We start from the raw sequence: 20,494 nt of genomic DNA on the forward strand, positions 1-20,494 counted from the left end.
CCGGAATTACAATTAGGAAAGATTCTCAATTTCCGCCACTTATTAGAATAATTATCGGTTAGCATTAGGCTTCTTTATGATGCCTAAAATAAGGGCAAATTGGACTCGCAGACAGGGCCAGAAGTCTTTTTTTCTGCAATATATTTACTTCCCAGTAATCGTTCACATAGTTAGACTGAGTATAAGAATTTGCTCATGGTTGAGAAGGAGTTTTAACCGAAGCAGATTTGGTTCGGTTCTAAGTAGGAACGAGCCTGCTCGTTAACCCACAGGGAGGGAGAGGATATGAGCGAGGGAAAAGTACAACAACTACCACTTTTGCCCCTAAGAGACCTCATCATTTTTCCGCATATGATGATGCCTTTGTTTGTCGGTCGTGAAAAGAGCATCAATGCTCTTGAAGAGGCGATGAGCAAACAAACCGACATCGTTTTGGCCGCTCAAAAAGACGCCAAAACCAATAATCCCGAACCCAAAGACATCTTTGCTATCGGTACTGTTGGAACGATCATCCAATTGCTTCGTTTGCCAGATGGAACTGTGAAAGTTCTGGTGGAAGGTAAACGCCGCGTAAAGATTAAGAATTTCGTAAACAATGAAAACTTCTTCACGGTGGCTGTTGAGGCCCTTGATGAAGATCCTACGAATATCGTTGAAGCGCAGGCCTTGGTTCGCTCCGTCAAAGGAACGTTCGAGACTTACGTGAAACTGAATAAGCGCATCCCGCCAGAGATTCTAATGCGTGTTTCCACGATCGAGAATCCAGGGGAGCTTGCAGATATCATCGTAGCTCAATTGAACTTGAAACTTGAAGATAAGCAGACCGTTTTGGAGATCGTTGATCCTTCCAAACGTCTGGAACATCTTCTGAACCTGATGACGGGCGAGATCGAAATCCTTGAAGTGGAAAAGAAGATCCGCACCCGCGTGAAAAAACAGATGGAGCGCTCTCAAAAAGAGTACTACCTGAACGAACAGATGCAGGCGATTCAGAAGGAGCTTGGTGAAAAAGACGACTACCAGGCAGAGCTTCAGGATCTTGAGATCAAGACCAAGAACAAAAAAATGAGCCAGGAAGCCAAAGACAAGGTCATGAAAGAGATTAAAAAGCTCAAAATGATGTCACCTATGTCTGCGGAAGCGACAGTTGTTCGCAACTACATCGACTGGGTTCTTTCTTTGCCTTGGGCTGACTACACAGAAGAAAAACACGACATCAAAAATGCCCAGCGCATTCTTGATGACGATCACTGGGGTCTGGAAAAAGTCAAAGACCGTATCTTGGAGTACCTGGCTGTATTGAGCATCTCCAAAGATATGAAAGGCCCTATCTTGTGTCTGGCGGGCCCTCCAGGGGTGGGTAAAACTTCCTTGGCAAGATCCATCGCGGAATCTTTGAATCGTCCATTCGCGCGTATCTCTTTGGGTGGCGTGCGTGACGAAGCGGAAATTCGTGGTCACAGAAAAACATACGTGGGTGCGATGCCAGGTAAAATCCTGCAGGCGCTTCGTAAAGTGGACAAAGGTAATCCACTGGTTCTTCTGGATGAAATCGACAAAATGGCCAATGACTTCCGTGGTGACCCGGCGGCTGCGATGCTTGAGGTTTTGGACCCTGAGCAGAACAACAACTTCCAGGATCACTATCTGGAGCTTGAATATGACCTGTCCAAAGTGATGTTTATCGCGACAGCGAACTCCTTGCACACGATTCCAAGACCTCTTTTGGATCGTATGGAGATCATCAATCTTGAAGGTTATATCGAGCAGGAGAAATTCCACATTGCGAAGAACTACTTGGTTCCTAAGCAGTTGGAAAACCACGGCTTGAAAGACTACAAAGTCACCATCAAGGATGACACCATCCGCGATGTGATCCGCTACTACACTCGTGAAGCGGGCGTTCGTAACCTGGAAAGACAGTTTGCAAACGTGGCTCGTAAGGTCGCCAAAGATATCGTGATGAACGAAACTTTGGAAAACTTCAAAGCCGAAGCTAAAACAGAGAAAAAAGCTGTTGCTGCCAAAAAAGGCGCGAAAACAGCGAAGACCTCCACGAAGAAGAACGAAGGTTATGTGGTTACTCCGCAGAAACTGGTCGAGCTTCTGGGTCCGCACAAGTACAAGTTCGGTATGATCGAGACAGAAAACGAAATCGGTCTGACGAACGGTATGGCTTGGACGGAAGTGGGCGGTGACCTTCTGGCTGTCGAGGTGAGCGTGGTGCCTGGTAAAGGCAAGTTCACTGTGACGGGTCAGCTGGGTGATGTGATGAAAGAATCTTGTGCGGCTGCGATGAGCTATGTTCGATCCAGAGGTCCTTTGTTCGGTTTGGACAAAGAATACTTCTCTAACATCGACGTGCACATCCACTTGCCAGAGGGTGCAGTTCCTAAGGACGGTCCTTCTGCAGGTATCGCACTGACGACTTCCATCGTGTCAGCGATCATGAAAGTCCCTGTGAAGCGCACAGTGGCGATGACGGGTGAAGTTTCCCTTCGCGGTCGTGTGATGGCCATCGGTGGTCTGAAAGAGAAGATCCTTGCTGCTCACCGCGGTGGCATCAAGCTGATTATCTGTCCTAAAGAGAACGAAAAAGATCTTAAGGACATCCCTAAGGATGTTATGAAGGATCTGAAAGTGATCTTGGTGGATCATGTGGATCAGGTTCTGATCAATGCTCTGGACATCAAGTCTCCGAAAGAATTGTTCAAGATTCAAAAGGAGCGCGAGTTCGGAATCAAAGCTCAGTACACAGGTCAGTCGGTTCATCACCACTGATAGAAATTGAAAATTTAGGAATTCGATTTGGTTCGAATAAAAAAGGCCGGTAGTGATACCGGCCTTTTTCTTTTGGAAGTTTTGTTTTTTAGCGGTTACTGCGCTGATCGCGGATGTCCTTGGCCGTCATTCCGCGTTTGCAGAAGGATGCCTTGGCATTCTTGTAACCCTGATAATCGACGGCATTGCGGCTGGTGTATGGAACAGAGTCATAATCCAGCAACTGCTTCATGCCGCGTTTGTAGTAAACCTTATAAACATCACGATAGTTGCTGTCCAGAACCTTCAGGATATAACCATCACCGTCGCGTTCCATATCCACTACCAGCCAGGCATGTGCCATGATGCCTTCGATTTGCAGCATCTGATAAGCCACGCGACCACTGCGCACTTCGCTGTAAAGATCGTTCATCATGTTTTCAAGCTGCTGTGGATGGACCTCGTGATTCCCGGTTACTCCGCGAACCCAGCCAAACAGAATACCGCCATCGACGATCTGTCCGGCATCCAAAGACGCCTGAATCTGATCGCGGTGAGCCGCGGAAAACTCTTCCAGATTTCTAAAGCCCGGAATGTCAACCACACCACGGTTTGCGGAAATATCCTCGATAATCTGGCGGGCTTCAGAGCGGGTGGGACGGGGAAGTTCCGGACGATAGATTGCCAGATAAGTCGCATTGCGTGTGAACATGGAATGCCACCAGCACACACCCTGACCGCCGATGCCACCTTCATTCACAAAGGCCAGATGGTTTTCCTTTTTCATCAGCAGATCCCTGTAATCCTGCGTGGTCATGGCACAGAACTCAGCTTTATTGGTAGGGGCTTGTTTGGCCTCCGCTTGGGAAATCCACAGGCTCGATACGGTGAGAACGGCAGACGCCATACGTGCGATATTCTGTAATCTCATGGAACGCTCCTTATTTTTTTAATTCCGTCTTGGGGGGAGCAATTCGGGTGCCGCCGAAAGAATGAAAAAGCCCTCGCTCATTTTGAGGAGGGCTTTGAAAGGCTGTCGATATTCTGAACAGGGGACTATTTAGGCTTGGTCACGCAGCGGAAGCCGACGTTGTTCATCTTCAGATTCCACGAAGCCGGTGCCTGCATATCATCGGCCGTGATATCGCCGATGTTCGCGGCAAAGATACCGGTCACACCTTTGGAATGAATGCACACGGCTCCTCCGCGGATGACTTTTCCGGTGCTGCCGCCGAATAAATTCCCCATATAGGTGTCTTTCTTTCCAGCATCAGTCATGCCGGTGAAATCAAAGAGCTGTTTTGATCCTGGTTTTACATCCCAGCTATTGTTGTGATACTGCCGGCCATAGTGACTGGAAAGATCCGGAGTGTACGAGTTCCCGTAAATGGTATCACTGACCCATTCCCAGGCATTGCCACCAAAGTCCCAGATCACAGCGCCACTGCTTAGGACAAATATTCTGCGCTCTTCGCCCTTTTTCTTGCCCGTGCCATCGTACGGATTCGTGACATCTTTCACTTCAATGGGTTCGGTCCATCCGGAATAAAAGCCTGTGTAAAGAGTGTCGTTCTTTTTGTGATCCACCCAGTTTTCCTCATTGCTGTGAATTTCCAAAGCCGCTGCATTCCATTCGGCATTCGTGGGCAGACGATAGTCCGCACCCAAAGCGGCACAAGCCTCTTGAGCTGTGGCCTTGTTTGCTAACCAAGGTTTCCCTGCTGCCGTCGAAACCGCTTTGCCGGACACGTTTTTCATTTCAAACTTCGCAATACAATAAGCCTCTGTTTTTACGTCAGAGTTCGCGGCGACTTTTTCATAACCATCAGGACAGGTCCCAATAGGTTGTGGCACTGGTTCTGGAACAGGCTCCGGAGTTGGTGTCGGAGTTGGAGCGGGTTCTTCCGGCGCCGGTGCTGGCTCTTCTGGAGCCGGTACTGGGGTAGGTTCTTCCGGAGGTGGTTGCGGAATTGGCGTTGGTTCCTCTGGAGCAGGAACAGGTTGTGGAGCTGGAGCTGGCGAAGGTTCTGGTGTAGGGGATGGTTCCGGACTCGGCGACTCTGTCGGCGGTGTTGTTTGCGGTGGGTTTTCCGACGACTGATTGTCTGGAGAAGCTTTTTTATCCGAAGAGGACTCGGAACAGGCGGTTAAGAATGTCGTCAAAGTCAGACAAAGCACACAAAGACGGAGTTTCGACATTTCGGAGTCCTCACAAAGTTGTTGTTATAAATAATCTTCACTGATTTTTGACGTACTTTGGAAAATTCCTTATGTTAAAAGTAAGAACTCGTCTTTGGGCCTCCAACATTGCACTGAAATCCAGTCATAGGACGAGCATCATCTAGGAAGAAAGTATGAGAGAAAATTCGCAAGATCCGGTTCCACCGATTGAAATTTCAAAAGATGATTTAAGCCCGGGGGCTTTGCGTGGTGTGATTGAAAACTTCATTCAGCGCGAAGGCACGGATTACGGCGTGAATGAAGTGGCTCACGAAACCAAGGTGCAGCAACTGCAAAAGCAGATTGAAAAAGGCCATGTCCGCATTGTCTTTGATCCCAATACAGAGTCTGTCACGCTGATGACCGAGCAGGAATGGAAGCGTTTCCAAAAGGCAGGAAACCCGCTCTCCTAGCGTTTTTTTTGTCTCTCACGCCGCAGAAAAGTAACTTTGTCCCACGGTCTCTCATTACATTCCTGAAATCAATTCTCAGTATGCCTAATTTGTGAGCAACTGTCCGCGTCTTACATTGACGTATTCCTGACAATCTGTAAAAACCTGTCCCCTGCGAGTAATTTGTTTTTTGTTTTGGAGTTTTAGGAACTTATGAACCCAACTGATCGTGCTTTCGAGCTCGGCAAGCTTTATTACGACCGAGGAGAGTTCGCGCCTGCCGTGGACAATCTTCAGGAAGCGACCAAGGCTTTCTTTGCCGAGAAGAATTTCTCTCAATACTTGAAGTGCATCAACCTGCTTCTGCGCATCTATGCTGAGCGCGAGCAATTTGAAGAAATCAACCTGGCTAAAGAAAAGCTGCAGGACCTGGTTCTTAAAGAGGGCTTCGAGCTTAATTCCAAAACGTACTACACACTCGCAGTTTGTGCTTCCTACAAAGGCCAGATCGACACCGCTATGGACTATCTCCAAAAGGCCCTGGCGATCGCTCTTGCTTCCGACAACAAAGAAGATATCTGTCACGCGATTTTTGGCCTGGCGATGTGTTATTCGCATCCGTCTTCCGCACGTTATTCTGATGCTTTGAAAGAGATCTACAATCTTCAGGTCTTCTTCCAGGTTTATCAGATGCCGGATTTGCAGGCGTCTTCCTTGTTCCTGAATGCTGATATCCTGAAACAGATGAAAAAGTACGACGAAGCCATCGAGGTTTTGTGGAAGGCTTACGACATCGTTCGTGAGACTCGCAACGTGGTTATGTCCAATTACCTGATGGGTGCTTTGGCCGACACGTACTTTGAAATCGGTGACAAGGACATGGCCCGCACATACATCACTTTGGCGCAAAGATCTGTTGATGGTGAAAACCATAAACGTCTGTCGCGCATGGTGCGCCATCTTGCTGAAAAAATCGGCGGCGAGACTCAATCTAATTTCGACCTCATATTTGACGAAGCCAATCACTCTGTTATCGAAAAGAAACTGGGTCGCATTGACTTCAAAAATCAGTTTATTCTTTTGGATCTGCTGCGTTTGTTCGTACAAAATCAGGGGCAGATCTATTCCAAGGAATTCCTGGTTGAGAATGTGTGGAAGCAGCCGTATGATCCTGCCATCCACGACAATAAGATTTACGTGACGATCAAACGTCTGCGTAAACTGATTGAACCGGATTATGAAAAACCTAAGACGATCAAACGTCTGCGTAAACTGATTGAACCGGATTATGAAAAACCTAAGTATATCTTTAGAGCCAAAAACGGATATTACATGAATAAAGCGGCTCGAGTTCATTTCGAGCACTAGGGGGGATTCATGTTGAGCAAAATTTTAATCGCAACTTTGGTGACTGTATCCAGCATGGCTTACTCTGTAGGGGCATATGCAAAGGTTGAAGAACATATTATGCCTGCCAGTGACGACCGTTGGGTTCCATGGCCGTTCCATCTGGCGCAACCATTCCCATGGCAGGACATCCAGGGTATCTGGAAAGTCGAGCAAGGGGATTACGTTTCCTACTTCGCATTGAAAGTGGTTCGTCAAAAATCCACAGGTGTTCGTCAGCTTCAAGTGAAGCAGTTCGACGGCGAGACTTGTAAAGTCCTGGCAACGGGAGTGGGTCATGAAAATCACCTGAAGGTGCTGGCTCAGATGACCAGCAAGGGCGGGGCGATTTACCGTGTTCAGATGACGGCGATCAGCCAGAAGGATTCCCCGGTACCGCCACTGCAAGGAATGCCAATGGACGAGGTTATGGTTCTTTCCATCGGTACTTTGGAGCGCGGGGGTATGGATGAAATGGTTCATATGCAAACTATGAAGATTTCAGCGACCTTGAGCCAAAGAATCTGTATCGAGGACATAAAAAAATAGGTTTTTTAAAAAAAGAGATTGCTTAAGGGACGGACCATTGCTAGAAATGGTCCTCTCAAGACGATAGGGAATTAGCTCAGTTGGTAGAGCGCCACCCTTACAAGGTGGATGTCGTCGGTTCGAATCCGGCATTCCCTACCAAACTTCTTCATGGAAGTTTAAATCAACCACCCACGAGGTGGTTTTTTTATGCCCAAAATCTGTGGCTCAGTATTCAGCACCCCTTCAAATGAACTAATTTCCTGATTACACAAATGTTACACAATGCGCAATATTTGTTCGATCTGCGTAATCTTTCTGTTAGATAGCTGACCCATTAAAAAGACGAATTTTGCCTCGCTAGTGGCAATTTTTTCAAATGGAGAGATCTCATGAATCGTATGTTGGCTATCTTCGGCCTGCTTTTGGTTGCCACTCTGGCTTCTTTTAACACCTTCGCAGCTTCTCGGGCGGAGCTTGAGCGCAGATTGATGACAGAGGATTCCTACGAAGCTCCTCGCGGTCGTCTGTTCAATGAACAAGCTTATCTGCGTGGCGAAACTTATCTTAGTCAGTACACGAATGTGATCGTTATCAATAAGTCTGCAAAAGGCCCTCAAGCACAGACTTTGCGTCTTTACACCAACCGTCAGCTTCAGCTTTCCACCTATGTTTCCACAGGTCGTGAAGACGTGGAATACATCAGCAAAGTTCGTGGTGTTGTGAATAAGATCTTCAAAGGCACGACATCTTCCCACTGGAGACACACCACTCGTGGTTTCTTCACAATCAAGCGCGTTCACGGCTATAACTACCGTTCTGGCGAGTCCAAGTTCCAGATGCCATTTGCGATGTTCTTTAACGAAACTCGCGGTTTGGCTGTTCACCAGGTGCCACCGGATCTTTCCGGTGGTGAGGCAGCGGGCGAGGCGATGCTGGGTCAGCGCGCTTCTTCCGGTTGCGTGCGTGTTCACAAGGCGCAAATCCAGACTATCCACCGCGCGGTCACAGGGGCGGGTAAAGGCTCTGTTCCGGTTCTGGACACTCGCACCGGTCAGCCAAAATATGATCAATACGGCAAAGTTCGTTACGAACAAGGTTACGAAACCATCGTGATTGTTGAGGAATACTAGTATCACGCCACAGGGGAGCGTGGCTTGACCTGCTTCCTAAACGGACATAAAAAGGCTGGGTTATCCCGGCCTTTTTTGTTTTAGGAGCTTTCCATGAACTTGATCGAAATCGTGAATGTGCCCGATGAAAACCGTGACCACCAGTGGGAGATTGATTTCTTCATGTCCGTCACTCAGGGCAATATCAAGCTTTTAGTGGAAACTCCTCAGCAGGGTCCGGATGGCTGGCCTTATCTTTTGGTGGAAACGGGTGAAGACGCGACAGAGCCTGCCAACAAAGTCATGCAATGGGCGGCGATGAAAGGCGTGGGCCTTGTTGTGAATCCACGCAAATCCTATCCGGATTATGTTTTCACTTACGGGATGCTTTGGAACTTCAAAGAAACCGGCCGTTTCTATCAGGAGGCTGCACAGTCTCCAGTAGGCAGTTTGGAAATGGAAAAAGGTCAGGGTCTGCATGCGGGGCCGCCTTCCCCGCAATATCTTCCGCAGTATGTTCGTAATATCCTAAAAGAATTCTTCCGCGATCAAGGGGTTCTGCGCCCGCGTATTTTGGTGATGAGCCAGGATCGCAAGCACTATGATCTGGCCTTTTCTTTGGAGTCTTTGGGGAATCCTCCAACCAAAGAACATCAGGGCATTGCAGAGGCCTTAAGCTGGTTCCTGCCACCGCACTATTCTGTGGTGCTGGTTTCTGAAATCGGCCTGCCGACTTTCGCGGATCTTTAAAATTATTCTGAACGATACCAACAGGCCGGGCGCTCTAAAGACAGGGCGCTGGCGCGGAAGGTGTCCAAGCGACATTGCGGGCTGGGGTAGTCCAGCAGGGTTGTTTCGGCAATCACGGCTTCCATCCTGCTTAAGCTCGGAGCCTGATAATCTTTCGGTAACACAAGCCATTGTAACTGCGCCGTGATAGCTCCAGCCACCAAAGCCCGATAGCAGATTTCGTTATTTTGCTTTTCACAGGTTTGGCCCAGCAAGATGTTTTCTTTTAAGGAAACCTTAAGTGACCGTGACGGCAGTTGCTGCGCCATCTGCCTGAAACATCCTTTAACAGAATAATAATCCGCAGCCCCTTCACCTGAAGCCCAACTGATGTTTCCCAGAATATCCGGGAAATAAGGAGCGCCCCCTTTATGGTGGCCGACCTCGTGGCAGATCATCAACGTCAAGCTATCCAAAGTCATCGAAGGATGACGGGCAAGGCCGCCATACACAACCACCACGCGGGTTTGATCAAAGCGCAGGGCTTGCGCGTTCAAAGTGTCGTTCGTCCAGCTTCCTTGAAAAATAATGTCAGGATGATTTCTGGCAAAAAGATCTAACAGCTCTGTGAACTGAGTCTCTGAGATTTCTTCTGTAGCAGAAGCAGGGGGCATCACTGAATCTGGCAACAGCGCCGGGCACAGGATGTGCTGAACGGCGGTATGGACCGGGATGAATGTGGTAAGTATTAACAGCAGGAATGAAAGCTTCATTGCACGGGATCTTAAACGGAGGTCGTAGTTACGACCAATCAAATGGTCTTGGCTGAAAAGATTGCATAGAGGCCGCTGTTCGAGCGGCCCTTCGCGAACGGGGTTTAGTATTCAACGACGATGCTTTTGACTTCGACGGTTTTCACAGACTGTGATCCGTCTTCATTGGTGACCAGAACCTGACGCTGGTAACTGTACTTTTCATCAACAGTCATTTTGGGAATGGTCTGATTGGCTGAAGTCACATAGGCCGATTGAAGCACTTGCAACGGTCTGCCTGCGGACCGCAGCTCCAGATTCATACGATCATCGGATTTCCAATTCAGTTCAAAGTACACGGTTCCATTCTGTGATCGGGTGGAGGTGACATGTTGTCGATTGATATAAACATCCACCACGGCCCCGTCTTTGGCATCTGTCAGGATGCTTAGGGCCTTTAGGGTGCGCAGCTTTTCTGGTTCGGTGGTGATGCTTGAAGAAACTTCGCCGGCGCTTACGATAGTCAGGCTGACACCGATAGTGCCGGATACAGATCCGCCACTGGCAAAAGCGAAGGCAAGGGGCATCCATGTCAGCAAGGGGGTGATAAGTAACGGCAAAGCGAATTTCATGGAACATCTCCTCGTATGGATATACGAGCAGGGAAAAGCAAGCCTCGTGCCTTGTGGATATGGATTTAATGGCTTTTCACAGAATGAAGCTGTCAAAGAAAAGGACAGCCGGGCAAAAAAGAATCGCGGGACCCGAAGATCCCGCGACAAGTGGTTTTAGCAGTGATTTAGTCCAACTCTCCCGGACGAGGCAGCAAGTCCATCAGGCACTCGCGCCAGTATTCCGGAGCCTCTTCCGAGTAGTCGATGGCGACATGGAATCCTTTTTTACCCAGAAGCTGCGTGCGTGTGATCACGCCCGAGATTTCCAGATTCATTTCTTCCAGATGCATGAAGACACGGTCTCCAATCAGGCAATCCAAAGTCAGAGTTTTGCGAAGTGCTGATGGAATCAGATCTTCGCGTTTTATCAGAAGCAAAAGTCCTGTGGACGATGCCTCGATAATCTCAATGTTCTTTGCGATCTTTGCAAAGTCATCCAGTGATGTGAGATATGAAATATGAATGGGAGAGACTTCGGTCCTTGGAGCCACTCTGCGGTTGTATTTTGTACTTCCCATCTGTCACCTACCTTAAAACAAACTACATTAGTGTCGGTTATAAGACTCTTCGGCAGGACTCGACCAAAGTTAAGAGGGAATTACAAAAAAGCAGAAGCTCCATTGTGAAATTTGTCTGACAATTCCTCTGCCCTCAGAGGAGGATTTAAAATCTGTGGAATTCAAAAGAGCGAACGTCTCAGTCTGAGAATCAATTTTTTTCCAATCCCCTACAGAAATCCGCGAAACCACCGACGGCTGTTCAAAGGTTTTAAGCGCCTTAAAACACGCCTCCTTGGCGCACCACAGGGCGGAAGGGTTGGGGGCTATGCGAAGCTCTTCGTCCGTAGAAATGCGTGCCACGACCTTATCCTGCACGCGCAAGGTGATCTCTAAATCCACACCAATAGGGAACTCGCAAAGGGCAAACATGCCCAGGTCATGGGTGTGGGAAACCGAGTGATAAAGTGTTGTGCCTGAGGTGTGCTTTTGGATTTCCGCACGCAGCAGTTCGCGGTGAGAAGGATTGTTGCTACCCCAATCGGTGTGCGCAAAAATCTGCAAGCTGGGGCAGTGAAGGATATTTCGGAAGGACTCAAGGGTGCTTTCAGAGAATATCATCGGCATTGAGTCCTTAGGGTGAAAATTAAACCGTGAATTCCGCAGGCCAAGTCACAGGCTTGCCGCTGGTGATATCCATCATGCGATCCAAAGACACTTTGGCCTTCAGGCGCAGGGACTCTTCAAGACCCACCTGAGGCTTTGCGGTTTCAAGTGCGTATTTGATTTTCTCCATGGAGTTCATCTTCATGTAAGGGCAGTTGTTGCAAGAACAGCCGGAATCCATAACCGGAGCCTGGATCAGCTCCACATCAGGACGCAGTTTTTGCATCTGGTGGAAGATGCCGGTTTCTGTGGCCACGATGAATTTCTTTGCCGGATTTTTCTGAACCTCTTCCAATAAACGGGAAGTGGAGCCGATGACAGAGGCATATTGCAAAACAGATTCATCACACTCCGGGTGCGCAATCACTACAGCGTCTGGATGCTGGGCAATCAGCTCATACAATTTCTTCGCGTTGAAAAGAACATGCACTTCACAAGCGCCCGGCCAAAGAACGAATTCGCGATCAAGTTTTTTAGAAAGCCAGCGGCCCAAGTGCTGATCCGGCCCAAACAGGATCTTACGATCTTTCGGAATGGATTCGACGATTTGCTGGGCATTGGAAGAAGTGATGATCACATCAGAAATGGATTTCACTTCGGCGCTGGAATTGATGTAAGTCACTGCAATGCCATCGGGGTGCTGACGGCGCCACGCCAGATACTTGTCGTAAGGCGCACCCTTTACCAATGAACAGCTGGCCTCCATATCTGGAACCAGAACCGTTTTGGTGGGATTTAGAATTTTCACACTTTCAGCCATGAACACAACGCCAGCCAACAGAATGGTGTCTTGTTGAACTTGTTGGCCCATTTTAGCCAGATAGAAGCTGTCACCGACATAGTCCGCGATATCCTGAATATCACCATCTTCATAGTAGTGAGCCAGAATGACCGCGTTTTTTTCTTTTTTAAGTCGCTGAATATCAGCAGCAATATCATAAGCCATAATCAACCTCGGGCCTTATTGTAACCCAGATGAACACAGAAAAAGCTCATATAGCACGACAGGGGTAAAAAGCAACCCCACAAAGGTCCAACCATGACCCCCATATGCCAGACGGAATTAGAGCAAATAGCTGGGCTGGCTTAAAACAAGTTTTGCCCAAGTTCCACAGCAGCCAATCCCAAAGGGATGGCGTCCGCGAGGACTGTCCGAAAGGCAAAGCTTGTTTTAAGCCAGCCCAGCGGTCTTGTTCTAAAGAGTCGTTCCGCCTTTGAGGACGTTGATAATGGATTTAGAGACGGTTTTTAGGGATTCAAAGACGCCACGGCCTTCGGAGGCGCAGCCTTCGATTTCAGGAGCATTATAAGGGTTCAGAGCACTTCTTAGCTCGGCCAAAGAAGCCACATTCGGCAAATCACGCTTGTTGTATTGCATGATCAAAGGAATCTCACGAATGTCGTAGCCTTGCTGTTCCAAGTTTCTCTCAAGATTGCGCAGGGATTCCAGGTTTTCATCCATACGCTCGATTTGCGAATCCGCCACGAAGATCACGCCATCCAACCCCTTTAGGATCAGCTTGCGGGAAGCATCGTAAACCACCTGACCGGGAACAGTGTAAAGGTGGAAACGGGTTTTAAAGCCACGAATGTCGCCGACGTTCAATGGCAGGAAGTCAAAGAACAGGGTGCGCTCGATGTCCGTATTCAATGCCACCAGCTTGGACTTTTGATCCTCCGCCGTTTTTTGGTAAACCCACTGAATGTTCGTGGTTTTACCGCCCAGGGAAGGGCCGTAATACACGACTTTGCAGTGAATTTCTTTGGCATTGTAGTTAATAAAGGACATTACAGCTCCACTCTATTTTGCAGGGCACGACCCATAGTTCTATCATCTATGAAATCGATGTCGCTGCCAATAGGAACTCCATGGGCAATGCGAGAAAGTTTCAAACCTTTGCCTTGAAGCTGCTTCGCCAGATACAAAATCGTCGTGTCGCCCTCAAGGTCGGCATCCAATGCGAGGATGACTTCCTTGATAGCCGGGCCGGTGCCGTTCAAACCGTCATCAATACGGTCAATCAGCTCTTTGATTTTCAATTCTTTAGGGCCGATGCCTTCCAGCGGGGAAATCGCCCCGTGCAGGACATGGTAACGGCCGCGGAATGCGCCGGAAGATTCAATGCGCATGATGTCCGCGGGTTCTTCCACCACACAGATGGATTCGTCTGCACGGTGAGCATCTTCGCAATAACGGCAGATGTCGGTGTCGGTGTAGTTAAAGCAGCGAGGGCAGTCATGCACCTCGGCCTTTACACGCAAAAGCGCCTCGCTCAAGCGTTCCGGGTATTCATTCCCGGTACGCAAGATAAAATAAGCCAGACGTTGAGCAGTCTTCGGCCCGATACCAGGCAGACGGCTCAACTCGTGGACTAATTTTTCAAGGGCGCTAATGTGTAACATCTAAATTAGAACATTCCTGGGATATTTAGACCGCCAGTGATTTTTTCCATTTCTTTCGCGGAAGTATCACGAGCTGTTTTAACTGCTTCGTTCACTGCAGACAGGATCATGTCCTGAAGCATTTCAACATCGCCCGCTTTCAAAACTTCAGCGTCGATATTCAAAGCAGTGATCATGTGGTTGCCGTTCACTTTTACTTTTACAGCGCCACCGCCAGTTGTTGCTTCGTATTCAGCAAGAGCAAGATCTTCCTGGGCTTTTTTCATTTTCATTTGCATTTGGTTGGCTTGCTTCATCAGCTGAGCCATTCCGCCGGGCATACCCTTCATAGAATTCTCCTTGTTAGTGGCTGCGCTTGTTTAGTTCAACGATGGACTTGATATGTCCCTTGAACACGGTCTGTGCAGCCTTGACCATGGGGTTTTCGTTGATCTTGTTGCGAAGCTCTTCCTCGGCCAACTGCACTTTTTTCTGCTGAATGGCCTGGGCGGATTCTCCGACCTGATCGCGACTCATTAATACCTCAAAAGAATACCCAGCACCCCAGTATGAATCAATAAATCCCTGTAGTTTTTTGCGCACTTGGGCGTCGGCCATCTGGTCTTTCAGAAAGGCCAATTTCGCCGGAACGCCAAGACTGATCAGCTTTCCTTCTTCTTTTACAAAAAGAAGATTTTCGACCTTGGCAGCGAACAAAGCATCATCCTGACGAAGCAGCTCCACAAAGTTCACCCAGCGTTCTGTGGCTGTAGATCCTGTCGCCAGCTTCGGTTTTTCCGGCACTGGGGCGGCTTGAGCGGCCGGAGCCACGGTTGTCGCCGTCGGAGTCGCTGCCGAAGTGTTGGCAGCAGGCTTCTGGGCGGACAGGGATGAAACCGCAGGCTTGGCCTTATTTAAAGCCGCTTTCATGGCCTCAAGGCCTTTGGGGCCATCTAAAACTTTTTGGGATTCTTCAATACGATCGTGACCTTTGGATGTGGGAACTACCGGCGGAACGTAGGGCCGGGCCCCACCTGCGCTTTGAGGGGTGACAGCTCCGCCTTGCAACAACGTCTTCAGGTCCACAAGTTTTGGAGCCGAAGCCATACGAAGCAAAGTCACTTCCAGAACAATACGAGGATCCTGGGCGCGCGGAATATCGTTGCCACCCTTTAACGCCATGTCGAAGAGCATGTGGATGTCTTCTTCCGGAAGGCGTCCCGCCATTTCGCTTAAGGCTTGCAGTTCAGAATCAGGCATTTCCAGAATCTGAGACGCTTGCGCTTCGGACACTTTGATCAAAAGCAGGTTGCGAATCATTTCCAGAAGATCTTGAGAGAACAAATGAGGCTCAAAACCCGCCGCCGCGATCTTTTCGATCACTTTCAAAATCGCCTGCGAATTGCGATCAATCAGGGCATTCAAAGTTTCAAACAACAGTGCACGGTCCGTCAGACCCAGAATTTCAACCACACTGGCACGAGTCAGCGGACCATTGGCAAACGTGATCACCTGATCCAGCAAACTTTGCGAGTCACGCATGGACCCGTCCCCCTGACGAGCCACCACCCACAGGGCCTCATCATCTGCCGTCACACCTTCACGATCACAGATCAGCTTCAGGCGTTCGGTGATGGAACGGGTGGAAATACGACGGAAATCAAAACGCTGACAACGTGACAGGATCGTTTGCGGGATCTTGTGCACTTCGGTTGTCGCCATGATGAAAATGACATGCGAAGGAGGCTCTTCCAGAGTCTTCAACAAAGCGTTGAAGGCGCTGGTGGAAAGCATGTGCACTTCGTCGATGATATAGATTTTGTATTTACCACTGGAAGGCATGAACGCCACAGTGTCGCGCAGCTCGCGAATCGCATCCACACCGTTGTTGGAGGCACCGTCGATCTCGATCACGTCAATGCTGGCACCGGCTGCGATTTCTTTGCAGGAATCACACTCGTTGCACGGAACAAAGTTTTGCGCATTGGGACAGCGAAGAGCTTTGGCAAGAATACGAGCTGAGGAAGTTTTACCGGTTCCGCGTGGGCCTGTGAACAACAGGGCATGAGGCAGACGACCGTTTTTCAACGCATTGGAAAGTGTTTGGGTAATATGATTTTGCCCGACAACGTCGGTAAATGATTGGGGACGCCATTTGCGTGCAATCACCTGATAAGACAAAACCCACCCCTACTAGTTCGTTTTCTCGGTTCGCGCGAAAGATAAAAAAGTGGCCGAGCACCCCATATCACATAGTCCCTCGAGTGCCGTTGCTTCCTTCCGGACCTAGCGGGATTCGTCAAGAGAGCTATTGTATGGGACCCGGCCACCGCTGGATGTATCCCATTGGCAGGGGGATTACATTCGATAACTGGGTGCGGCATTGAAGTAAGTTTGGGGCAAGCTCCCTCTCCAAGCGACACGCCATCCGGGCTCTGCTGGCGCCGGGGGCAAGCCCCGGTTCGGGCCGTCCGGGCCCCGCCAGAGGTCGCTTTCCGGGGAGCTTGCCCCAAACTTACTTCAATGCCGACGTTATCTCTGGTTTTTGCAATGAGGCTTGGAGGCGGTGGTGTATTTTGGCAGGCTGGCCCCCGTTGGGGGGCGTCGCTGGTGGGGTGTGGGAATTTTTGGGTGGGTGGTGTCGTTGCTTGCTGTTTAGGTGGGGGTGGGGGAGCATTTGGGGATGTGAGGTGATTGGTATGTTGAAAATGGTATTGGCTCTTTGTTTGATGGGTTCTTTTGCTTTTGCTCAGACTATGGGGGTGAAAGATATTCCTGCTGATGGAGAAACGACGATTGAGATTAAAAAAGGCCCTAACGTTAAGAATGAGTTTGAAGTTGTCACTAGTGAAGATGAAATCGAGGGCGATGCGGCTCCGCTTTTGAAAGATGCTCGTGTGAACTGGAAGAAGGCTTGTGCTGATTGGAAGTCTGAAACTAAAGAACTGAATAAAGAAAATCAGGTTCTGACTTTGTCCTGCGGTAAGATGACTTGCTCCACAGTTTCTATGGAATCCACTTGTCGTTCGCAAACCAAAGTGAAGATCAAAACCCGCATCAAATAATAAAATCCTGTCATTTCAAATGAAGCTCAATGGGGATCGTGAATCGAAAGCCTGTTGAGCTTTTTCTTTGTCTCAAACTGAGAAGACATCGCCTCATGCTTTCCGTATAAATGAGGTAAAGAACATTTTTTAATAATAATCCTCTTGTTGAAGCTTCTCTAATCCTCTGCGCCGGCCGATAGGTACTTAGAACCATTATTTCAAGGTGCCGGAATGTTTTTGAATATCTTGATAGTTCTTATTGCCTGGGTTTTGGCAGGGTGCTCGCTTGATGCCACTCTTACCGAGATGCCACTGTTCTCAGTGACGGAGCCGACTCCGGGGACAACTATTCCCACAACGCCGGTGCCTCTGGGATCTATTGATGCGGGATTTGTTCAGCAAACTCTGCCTTCCAGCTTAAATAAAACCACCGGACACTTTGGCAGTATTTCTCCAGATCGCTATTATTTTATTCAGCCCTCCAATCTGGATAGCATGCAACGTAAAGTCGTTAAGATTTCCGGTGCCGTGAAATCCGAGCTGGCTCTGGGGTTGAATGTTACTTCTCACTATCATCTGGCTTCGACGCCGACACATGTTTTGATTATGACCGATGAAGAGGTTTCTTCGGGTGTGGTGCGCTCTTATATCCGGTCGATCAGGAAAAGCACTTTCACTTTGGATACTTTGCAGTGCGCGGGGCAGGATATTGATGTGCAGAACAAACTTGAGTTCCGCATTTATCCCGATGGCAATCAGGGTGCTTACTTTGTGATGAATTCCAACGTGGGACCTCTTAGTGCGCAGAATGGCCGACTTTATTATGTCGATGGTGCAAACTGTGTGGACACGGGGCATGCTGTTCTGAAAATCTATAATGCTTCAGGCAAGTCCTATATTGTCGATAGCTCGGGATCTCTGCGTCAGGTGATTGCGGGGGTGGTGCAGGCACCGATTGTTGACAGCGCCGTGACTCGCCTGCTTTCCGGTGCCATCAGCTACAATGGAGACCTTTATTTCCGCGCGAATGTGAATCCTTCCGGAATAACAACGTATCAAATTGTGAAAGTGGCGACCTCCACCGATGATTCCGTGACCAGTCTTGGTTTTGACTTTGATCCCTGGCCCGAATTTGGTTCTGACGTGCAAACCATCAATGGCAGCACATTCTTCTATTGTCCGCAGACCACTTGTGTTCTGGACGGCCGTATTGTCAAAGTGGATATGGCCACTCTGACGGCTACCATTGAATCCAGTCTTTCCAATCTTGGAAATGCGAACGTACTGGCGGGGCAAAATGCGGCGCTGATATCAAGTGCAGACGGCGGTCGCTATCTCTATAACATCACAGGACCGGCTGCCAAGGGTACCTTGGTGGACACCAACATCGCTCGCGAATATGGGGGCAATGTTTCCGGTAAGATGCAGCGTCTGGATTGGGTTCAGCACGCCTACGTGAATAACAACTACTTTTTGCCTGTATTTGATCGGGTGACGGGTTTGACTTCTCTAAAGCGTATTAATGCGGGCACGCTGTCCGTGGATGATCCGGGTATTAATGTGTTTCAGCCGCATTCCGTTCGTGAAAGTGGCGGAGAAATGTTCTTCTTGGGCGTTGCTGTCGATGGAAAAGTATATCTTTATCGCAGTGACGGCACGAATGGTGGAACTTCTGCTGTTAATGGTTTTTCTTCTGACGATTATATTCTTGAAGCGGACTATAACGGGACGACGCGCACAGTTCGTCGCATCTTGGATGTGAATAAAGAAGGTACTGACATCTATATTCATACAGCAAGCATCGCAAAGCCTTACTTGGTTGAATACAACAACGGAAATTTGAAATACATCCAGATCCCGGGGGCGATCTTTAACGAAATGTCCACGCGTATCCTTGAGGTTCGTAATTCCCGTATTCTTATTGCAACCTCGGCCCATCTTCATGTCCGAATTACCGGGGGGCTGTGGGAGCATCCAGACACCTCTTCTTTTGCCGTGCAAGTGCTTTCCTATGATGGAAGCTCCTTTGAACCTCTTTTGAAACGCGAATGGGGTTTGGTCGGAGACAGTCTTCGGGGATACATGGTCAGCGGCAGTGGTACTGTGCTGACGGGAAGTACGGATCTTATTTTCACCGGACGTTCGCCATCAAGACAGGGTGGTATGTTTGTAGATCGACCGATTATGCTTTCGGGTGGAACCACCACAGTGCTGAACACCGAGGACTCGGGTGTTGTGGGAACGACCAAGAGGGATAAGTTCCTTTATCATATCAGCTCAACAACTGTAACGAATCTGTATCTGCGCCGGGCGGGAGTGACCACGCTGGTGGCATCGAACTTACAAAATGTGGGCAGTTACCGTTGGGTCGGGGATACGGTTTACTTCCGTGCTCTGGATACTGACACCAAGGTGTATATTTGGAAAATAGACACATCCGCAGCCGTGCCGACGCTTGAAAAGGTTTCTGGAGAAGTGCAGATGGGTGAACATCGTGATTCACCATTTATTGGGCGGGTTTATACGCAAGGTACAGACAGATATATGCTCTTCCCTTCGGTCACTTCTGTGGCTTGGGATTATATGTCCTGGTCTTGGCATCTTTGGAAAGCAGGAAGTGTCTTTACTAAGGTTTCTGAAGAAAAGATTCATGAAGTTCTTCAGGGTGTTCATGGGATCTATTTTATCTCTCAGGCAACCAGTGGCCCCGATCAAGGGCGCTTCCGCATAGGAGCCATTCAGGAAGACGGCATCACTTATTCCGAATACCAGAGTTATCTGATAAGTCTCAAGGCGTCTCCGCGCGGCTTGCTGGTTGTTCGCGATGGGCATCTTTCAGAGGTCAAAAAGGATTTGAGCTTTGTGGATTTCTCTGACGTACATGGTTCCGCTATCAGTCAGGCAAGTTTTGCGGATATTCATAATAATATTTTGGTGAATTATCCTTCGCATCTTCTCAATTTTATATATGGCTATGTTTGCGCCGGAACGAAAGTCGTCAATGCCGGCTTGGTTGACGGTACCAATCTGCTTTCGGGTATTTTGTATCGGGATCTGGATGGTGCGAACTTCACCGAGGTGATGTTACCGACACAGGCTGAACAACAACCGACTATTGATGGCATGCTGCAAGCGCCGAACTGGGACAAAGAGTCCGCTTATGCCTTCGCGACGTCTCATGTGCCAAGAACAAATTCGCTTTTACTGAAGGTGTACGACGATAACCAGAATTTGAAATTCTATATTGTTGGTGCCTCGGGCCTATTGGATGCCTCCACTCCATGAGGGCTTTGCCATTGGTCCTGCCTTTTTCTTCTGCTGACCAAAAGATCCCTCGTTTTAACCTGTC

General features: G+C 48.8%; 19 protein-coding genes, 1 tRNA gene and 1 other RNA gene. 9 read left to right on the top strand and 12 right to left on the bottom strand.

What is annotated here, in order from left to right:
* Positions 1-285 precede the first annotated feature (285 nt).
* Positions 286-2,781, top strand: coding sequence for an endopeptidase La (gene lon / locus EZJ49_RS06460; protein ID WP_262555303.1), 2,496 nt, complete (start codon positions 286-288; stop codon positions 2,779-2,781).
* Positions 2,782-2,869: 88 nt separating this feature from the next.
* Here the strand turns inward: lon and EZJ49_RS06465 are convergent, their stop codons facing one another.
* Together EZJ49_RS06465 and EZJ49_RS06470 are read right to left on the bottom strand one after the other, a co-directional pair.
* The gene (locus EZJ49_RS06465) at positions 2,870-3,691 is read right to left on the bottom strand and encodes a hypothetical protein (protein WP_262555304.1); all 822 of its coding nucleotides are present in this window, start codon (positions 3,689-3,691) and stop codon (positions 2,870-2,872) included.
* Between the two features lie 125 nt (positions 3,692-3,816).
* Positions 3,817-4,959, bottom strand: coding sequence for a formylglycine-generating enzyme family protein (locus EZJ49_RS06470; protein WP_262555305.1), 1,143 nt, complete (start codon positions 4,957-4,959; stop codon positions 3,817-3,819).
* Between the two features lie 155 nt (positions 4,960-5,114).
* Here EZJ49_RS06470 and EZJ49_RS06475 point away from each other — a divergent pair, with 155 nt between their 5' ends.
* The 6 genes from EZJ49_RS06475 to EZJ49_RS06500 all read left to right on the top strand — a co-directional run bounded on the left by EZJ49_RS06475 (position 5,115) and on the right by EZJ49_RS06500 (position 9,148).
* A complete protein-coding gene (locus EZJ49_RS06475) occupies positions 5,115-5,393 on the top strand; it encodes a YheU family protein (protein WP_262555306.1) in 279 nt (92 codons plus the stop codon).
* A 192-nt stretch (positions 5,394-5,585) separates the two neighbouring features.
* Positions 5,586-6,740, top strand: coding sequence for a helix-turn-helix domain-containing protein (locus tag EZJ49_RS06480; RefSeq protein WP_262555307.1), 1,155 nt, complete (start codon positions 5,586-5,588; stop codon positions 6,738-6,740).
* A gap of 9 nt (positions 6,741-6,749) precedes the next feature.
* Positions 6,750-7,307, top strand: a complete 558-nt coding sequence (locus EZJ49_RS06485; protein ID WP_262555308.1) for a hypothetical protein — start codon at positions 6,750-6,752, stop codon at positions 7,305-7,307.
* A gap of 65 nt (positions 7,308-7,372) precedes the next feature.
* Positions 7,373-7,448: transfer RNA gene (locus EZJ49_RS06490), tRNA-Val, on the top strand.
* A 230-nt stretch (positions 7,449-7,678) separates the two neighbouring features.
* A complete protein-coding gene (locus tag EZJ49_RS06495) occupies positions 7,679-8,419 on the top strand; it encodes a L,D-transpeptidase (RefSeq protein ID WP_262555309.1) in 741 nt (246 codons plus the stop codon).
* A gap of 93 nt (positions 8,420-8,512) precedes the next feature.
* Complete coding sequence (locus EZJ49_RS06500; protein ID WP_262555310.1) at positions 8,513-9,148, top strand: hypothetical protein; 636 nt, start codon at positions 8,513-8,515, stop codon at positions 9,146-9,148.
* 2 nt (positions 9,149-9,150) lie between these two features.
* On the opposite strand, the gene EZJ49_RS06505 is transcribed toward EZJ49_RS06500, so the two are convergent.
* From EZJ49_RS06505 to ffs, 10 genes are all read right to left on the bottom strand, one after another.
* Positions 9,151-9,900: a hypothetical protein gene (locus EZJ49_RS06505; RefSeq protein WP_262555311.1), complete on the bottom strand. Its 750-nt coding sequence runs from the start codon at positions 9,898-9,900 to the stop codon at positions 9,151-9,153.
* A gap of 104 nt (positions 9,901-10,004) precedes the next feature.
* Complete coding sequence (locus EZJ49_RS06510) at positions 10,005-10,511, bottom strand: hypothetical protein (protein ID WP_262555312.1); 507 nt, start codon at positions 10,509-10,511, stop codon at positions 10,005-10,007.
* A 167-nt stretch (positions 10,512-10,678) separates the two neighbouring features.
* The gene (locus EZJ49_RS06515; RefSeq protein WP_262555313.1) at positions 10,679-11,071 is read right to left on the bottom strand and encodes a hypothetical protein; all 393 of its coding nucleotides are present in this window, start codon (positions 11,069-11,071) and stop codon (positions 10,679-10,681) included.
* Positions 11,072-11,140: 69 nt separating this feature from the next.
* A complete protein-coding gene (locus EZJ49_RS06520; protein ID WP_262555314.1) occupies positions 11,141-11,677 on the bottom strand; it encodes a 4'-phosphopantetheinyl transferase superfamily protein in 537 nt (178 codons plus the stop codon).
* Positions 11,678-11,696: 19 nt separating this feature from the next.
* Positions 11,697-12,662 carry a quinolinate synthase NadA gene (gene nadA, locus EZJ49_RS06525; protein ID WP_262555315.1) on the bottom strand — a complete coding sequence of 322 codons (966 nt, stop codon included), beginning with the start codon at positions 12,660-12,662 and terminating at the stop codon, positions 11,697-11,699.
* A gap of 249 nt (positions 12,663-12,911) precedes the next feature.
* The gene (locus EZJ49_RS06530; protein ID WP_011166041.1) at positions 12,912-13,505 is read right to left on the bottom strand and encodes a GTP-binding protein; all 594 of its coding nucleotides are present in this window, start codon (positions 13,503-13,505) and stop codon (positions 12,912-12,914) included.
* Complete coding sequence (gene recR / locus EZJ49_RS06535; RefSeq protein ID WP_262555316.1) at positions 13,505-14,119, bottom strand: recombination mediator RecR; 615 nt, start codon at positions 14,117-14,119, stop codon at positions 13,505-13,507. Before recR ends, EZJ49_RS06530 begins: the two co-directional genes overlap by 1 nt.
* Before the next feature lie 5 nt (positions 14,120-14,124).
* Entirely contained in the window at positions 14,125-14,448 is a 324-nt protein-coding gene (locus EZJ49_RS06540; RefSeq protein WP_262555317.1) for a YbaB/EbfC family nucleoid-associated protein, read from the bottom strand.
* A 13-nt stretch (positions 14,449-14,461) separates the two neighbouring features.
* The gene (gene dnaX / locus EZJ49_RS06545; RefSeq protein ID WP_262555318.1) at positions 14,462-16,279 is read right to left on the bottom strand and encodes a DNA polymerase III subunit gamma/tau; all 1,818 of its coding nucleotides are present in this window, start codon (positions 16,277-16,279) and stop codon (positions 14,462-14,464) included.
* Between the two features lie 48 nt (positions 16,280-16,327).
* Positions 16,328-16,426, bottom strand: an RNA gene (ffs, locus tag EZJ49_RS06550) — signal recognition particle sRNA small type.
* 371 nt (positions 16,427-16,797) lie between these two features.
* On the opposite strand from ffs, the gene EZJ49_RS06555 reads away from it, so the two are divergent.
* Together EZJ49_RS06555 and EZJ49_RS06560 are read left to right on the top strand one after the other, a co-directional pair.
* On the top strand, positions 16,798-17,163 hold the full coding sequence (locus EZJ49_RS06555) for a hypothetical protein (protein WP_262555319.1): 366 nt from the start codon (positions 16,798-16,800) through the stop codon (positions 17,161-17,163).
* 213 nt (positions 17,164-17,376) lie between these two features.
* Complete coding sequence (locus EZJ49_RS06560; protein WP_262555320.1) at positions 17,377-20,430, top strand: hypothetical protein; 3,054 nt, start codon at positions 17,377-17,379, stop codon at positions 20,428-20,430.
* The last annotated feature ends 64 nt before the right edge of the window (positions 20,431-20,494 follow it).

It is taken from the genome of Bdellovibrio bacteriovorus, assembly GCF_025558485.1.
GTDB lineage: Bacteria > Bdellovibrionota > Bdellovibrionia > Bdellovibrionales > Bdellovibrionaceae > Bdellovibrio > Bdellovibrio bacteriovorus_G.

Bases quoted from the DNA above. Each gene is read 5' to 3' on its own strand.
- lon (WP_262555303.1), top strand. From the start codon at position 286: ATGAGCGAGGGAAAAGTACAACAACTACCACTTTTGCCCCTAAGAGAC.
- EZJ49_RS06465 (WP_262555304.1), bottom strand. From the start codon at position 3,691: ATGAGATTACAGAATATCGCACGTATGGCGTCTGCCGTTCTCACCGTA.
- EZJ49_RS06470 (WP_262555305.1), bottom strand. From the start codon at position 4,959: ATGTCGAAACTCCGTCTTTGTGTGCTTTGTCTGACTTTGACGACATTC.
- EZJ49_RS06475 (WP_262555306.1), top strand. From the start codon at position 5,115: ATGAGAGAAAATTCGCAAGATCCGGTTCCACCGATTGAAATTTCAAAA.
- EZJ49_RS06480 (WP_262555307.1), top strand. From the start codon at position 5,586: ATGAACCCAACTGATCGTGCTTTCGAGCTCGGCAAGCTTTATTACGAC.
- EZJ49_RS06485 (WP_262555308.1), top strand. From the start codon at position 6,750: ATGTTGAGCAAAATTTTAATCGCAACTTTGGTGACTGTATCCAGCATG.
- EZJ49_RS06495 (WP_262555309.1), top strand. From the start codon at position 7,679: ATGAATCGTATGTTGGCTATCTTCGGCCTGCTTTTGGTTGCCACTCTG.
- EZJ49_RS06500 (WP_262555310.1), top strand. From the start codon at position 8,513: ATGAACTTGATCGAAATCGTGAATGTGCCCGATGAAAACCGTGACCAC.
- EZJ49_RS06505 (WP_262555311.1), bottom strand. From the start codon at position 9,900: ATGAAGCTTTCATTCCTGCTGTTAATACTTACCACATTCATCCCGGTC.
- EZJ49_RS06510 (WP_262555312.1), bottom strand. From the start codon at position 10,511: ATGAAATTCGCTTTGCCGTTACTTATCACCCCCTTGCTGACATGGATG.
- EZJ49_RS06515 (WP_262555313.1), bottom strand. From the start codon at position 11,071: ATGGGAAGTACAAAATACAACCGCAGAGTGGCTCCAAGGACCGAAGTC.
- EZJ49_RS06520 (WP_262555314.1), bottom strand. From the start codon at position 11,677: ATGCCGATGATATTCTCTGAAAGCACCCTTGAGTCCTTCCGAAATATC.
- nadA (WP_262555315.1), bottom strand. From the start codon at position 12,662: ATGGCTTATGATATTGCTGCTGATATTCAGCGACTTAAAAAAGAAAAA.
- EZJ49_RS06530 (WP_011166041.1), bottom strand. From the start codon at position 13,505: ATGTCCTTTATTAACTACAATGCCAAAGAAATTCACTGCAAAGTCGTG.
- recR (WP_262555316.1), bottom strand. From the start codon at position 14,119: ATGTTACACATTAGCGCCCTTGAAAAATTAGTCCACGAGTTGAGCCGT.
- EZJ49_RS06540 (WP_262555317.1), bottom strand. From the start codon at position 14,448: ATGAAGGGTATGCCCGGCGGAATGGCTCAGCTGATGAAGCAAGCCAAC.
- EZJ49_RS06555 (WP_262555319.1), top strand. From the start codon at position 16,798: ATGTTGAAAATGGTATTGGCTCTTTGTTTGATGGGTTCTTTTGCTTTT.
- EZJ49_RS06560 (WP_262555320.1), top strand. From the start codon at position 17,377: ATGTTTTTGAATATCTTGATAGTTCTTATTGCCTGGGTTTTGGCAGGG.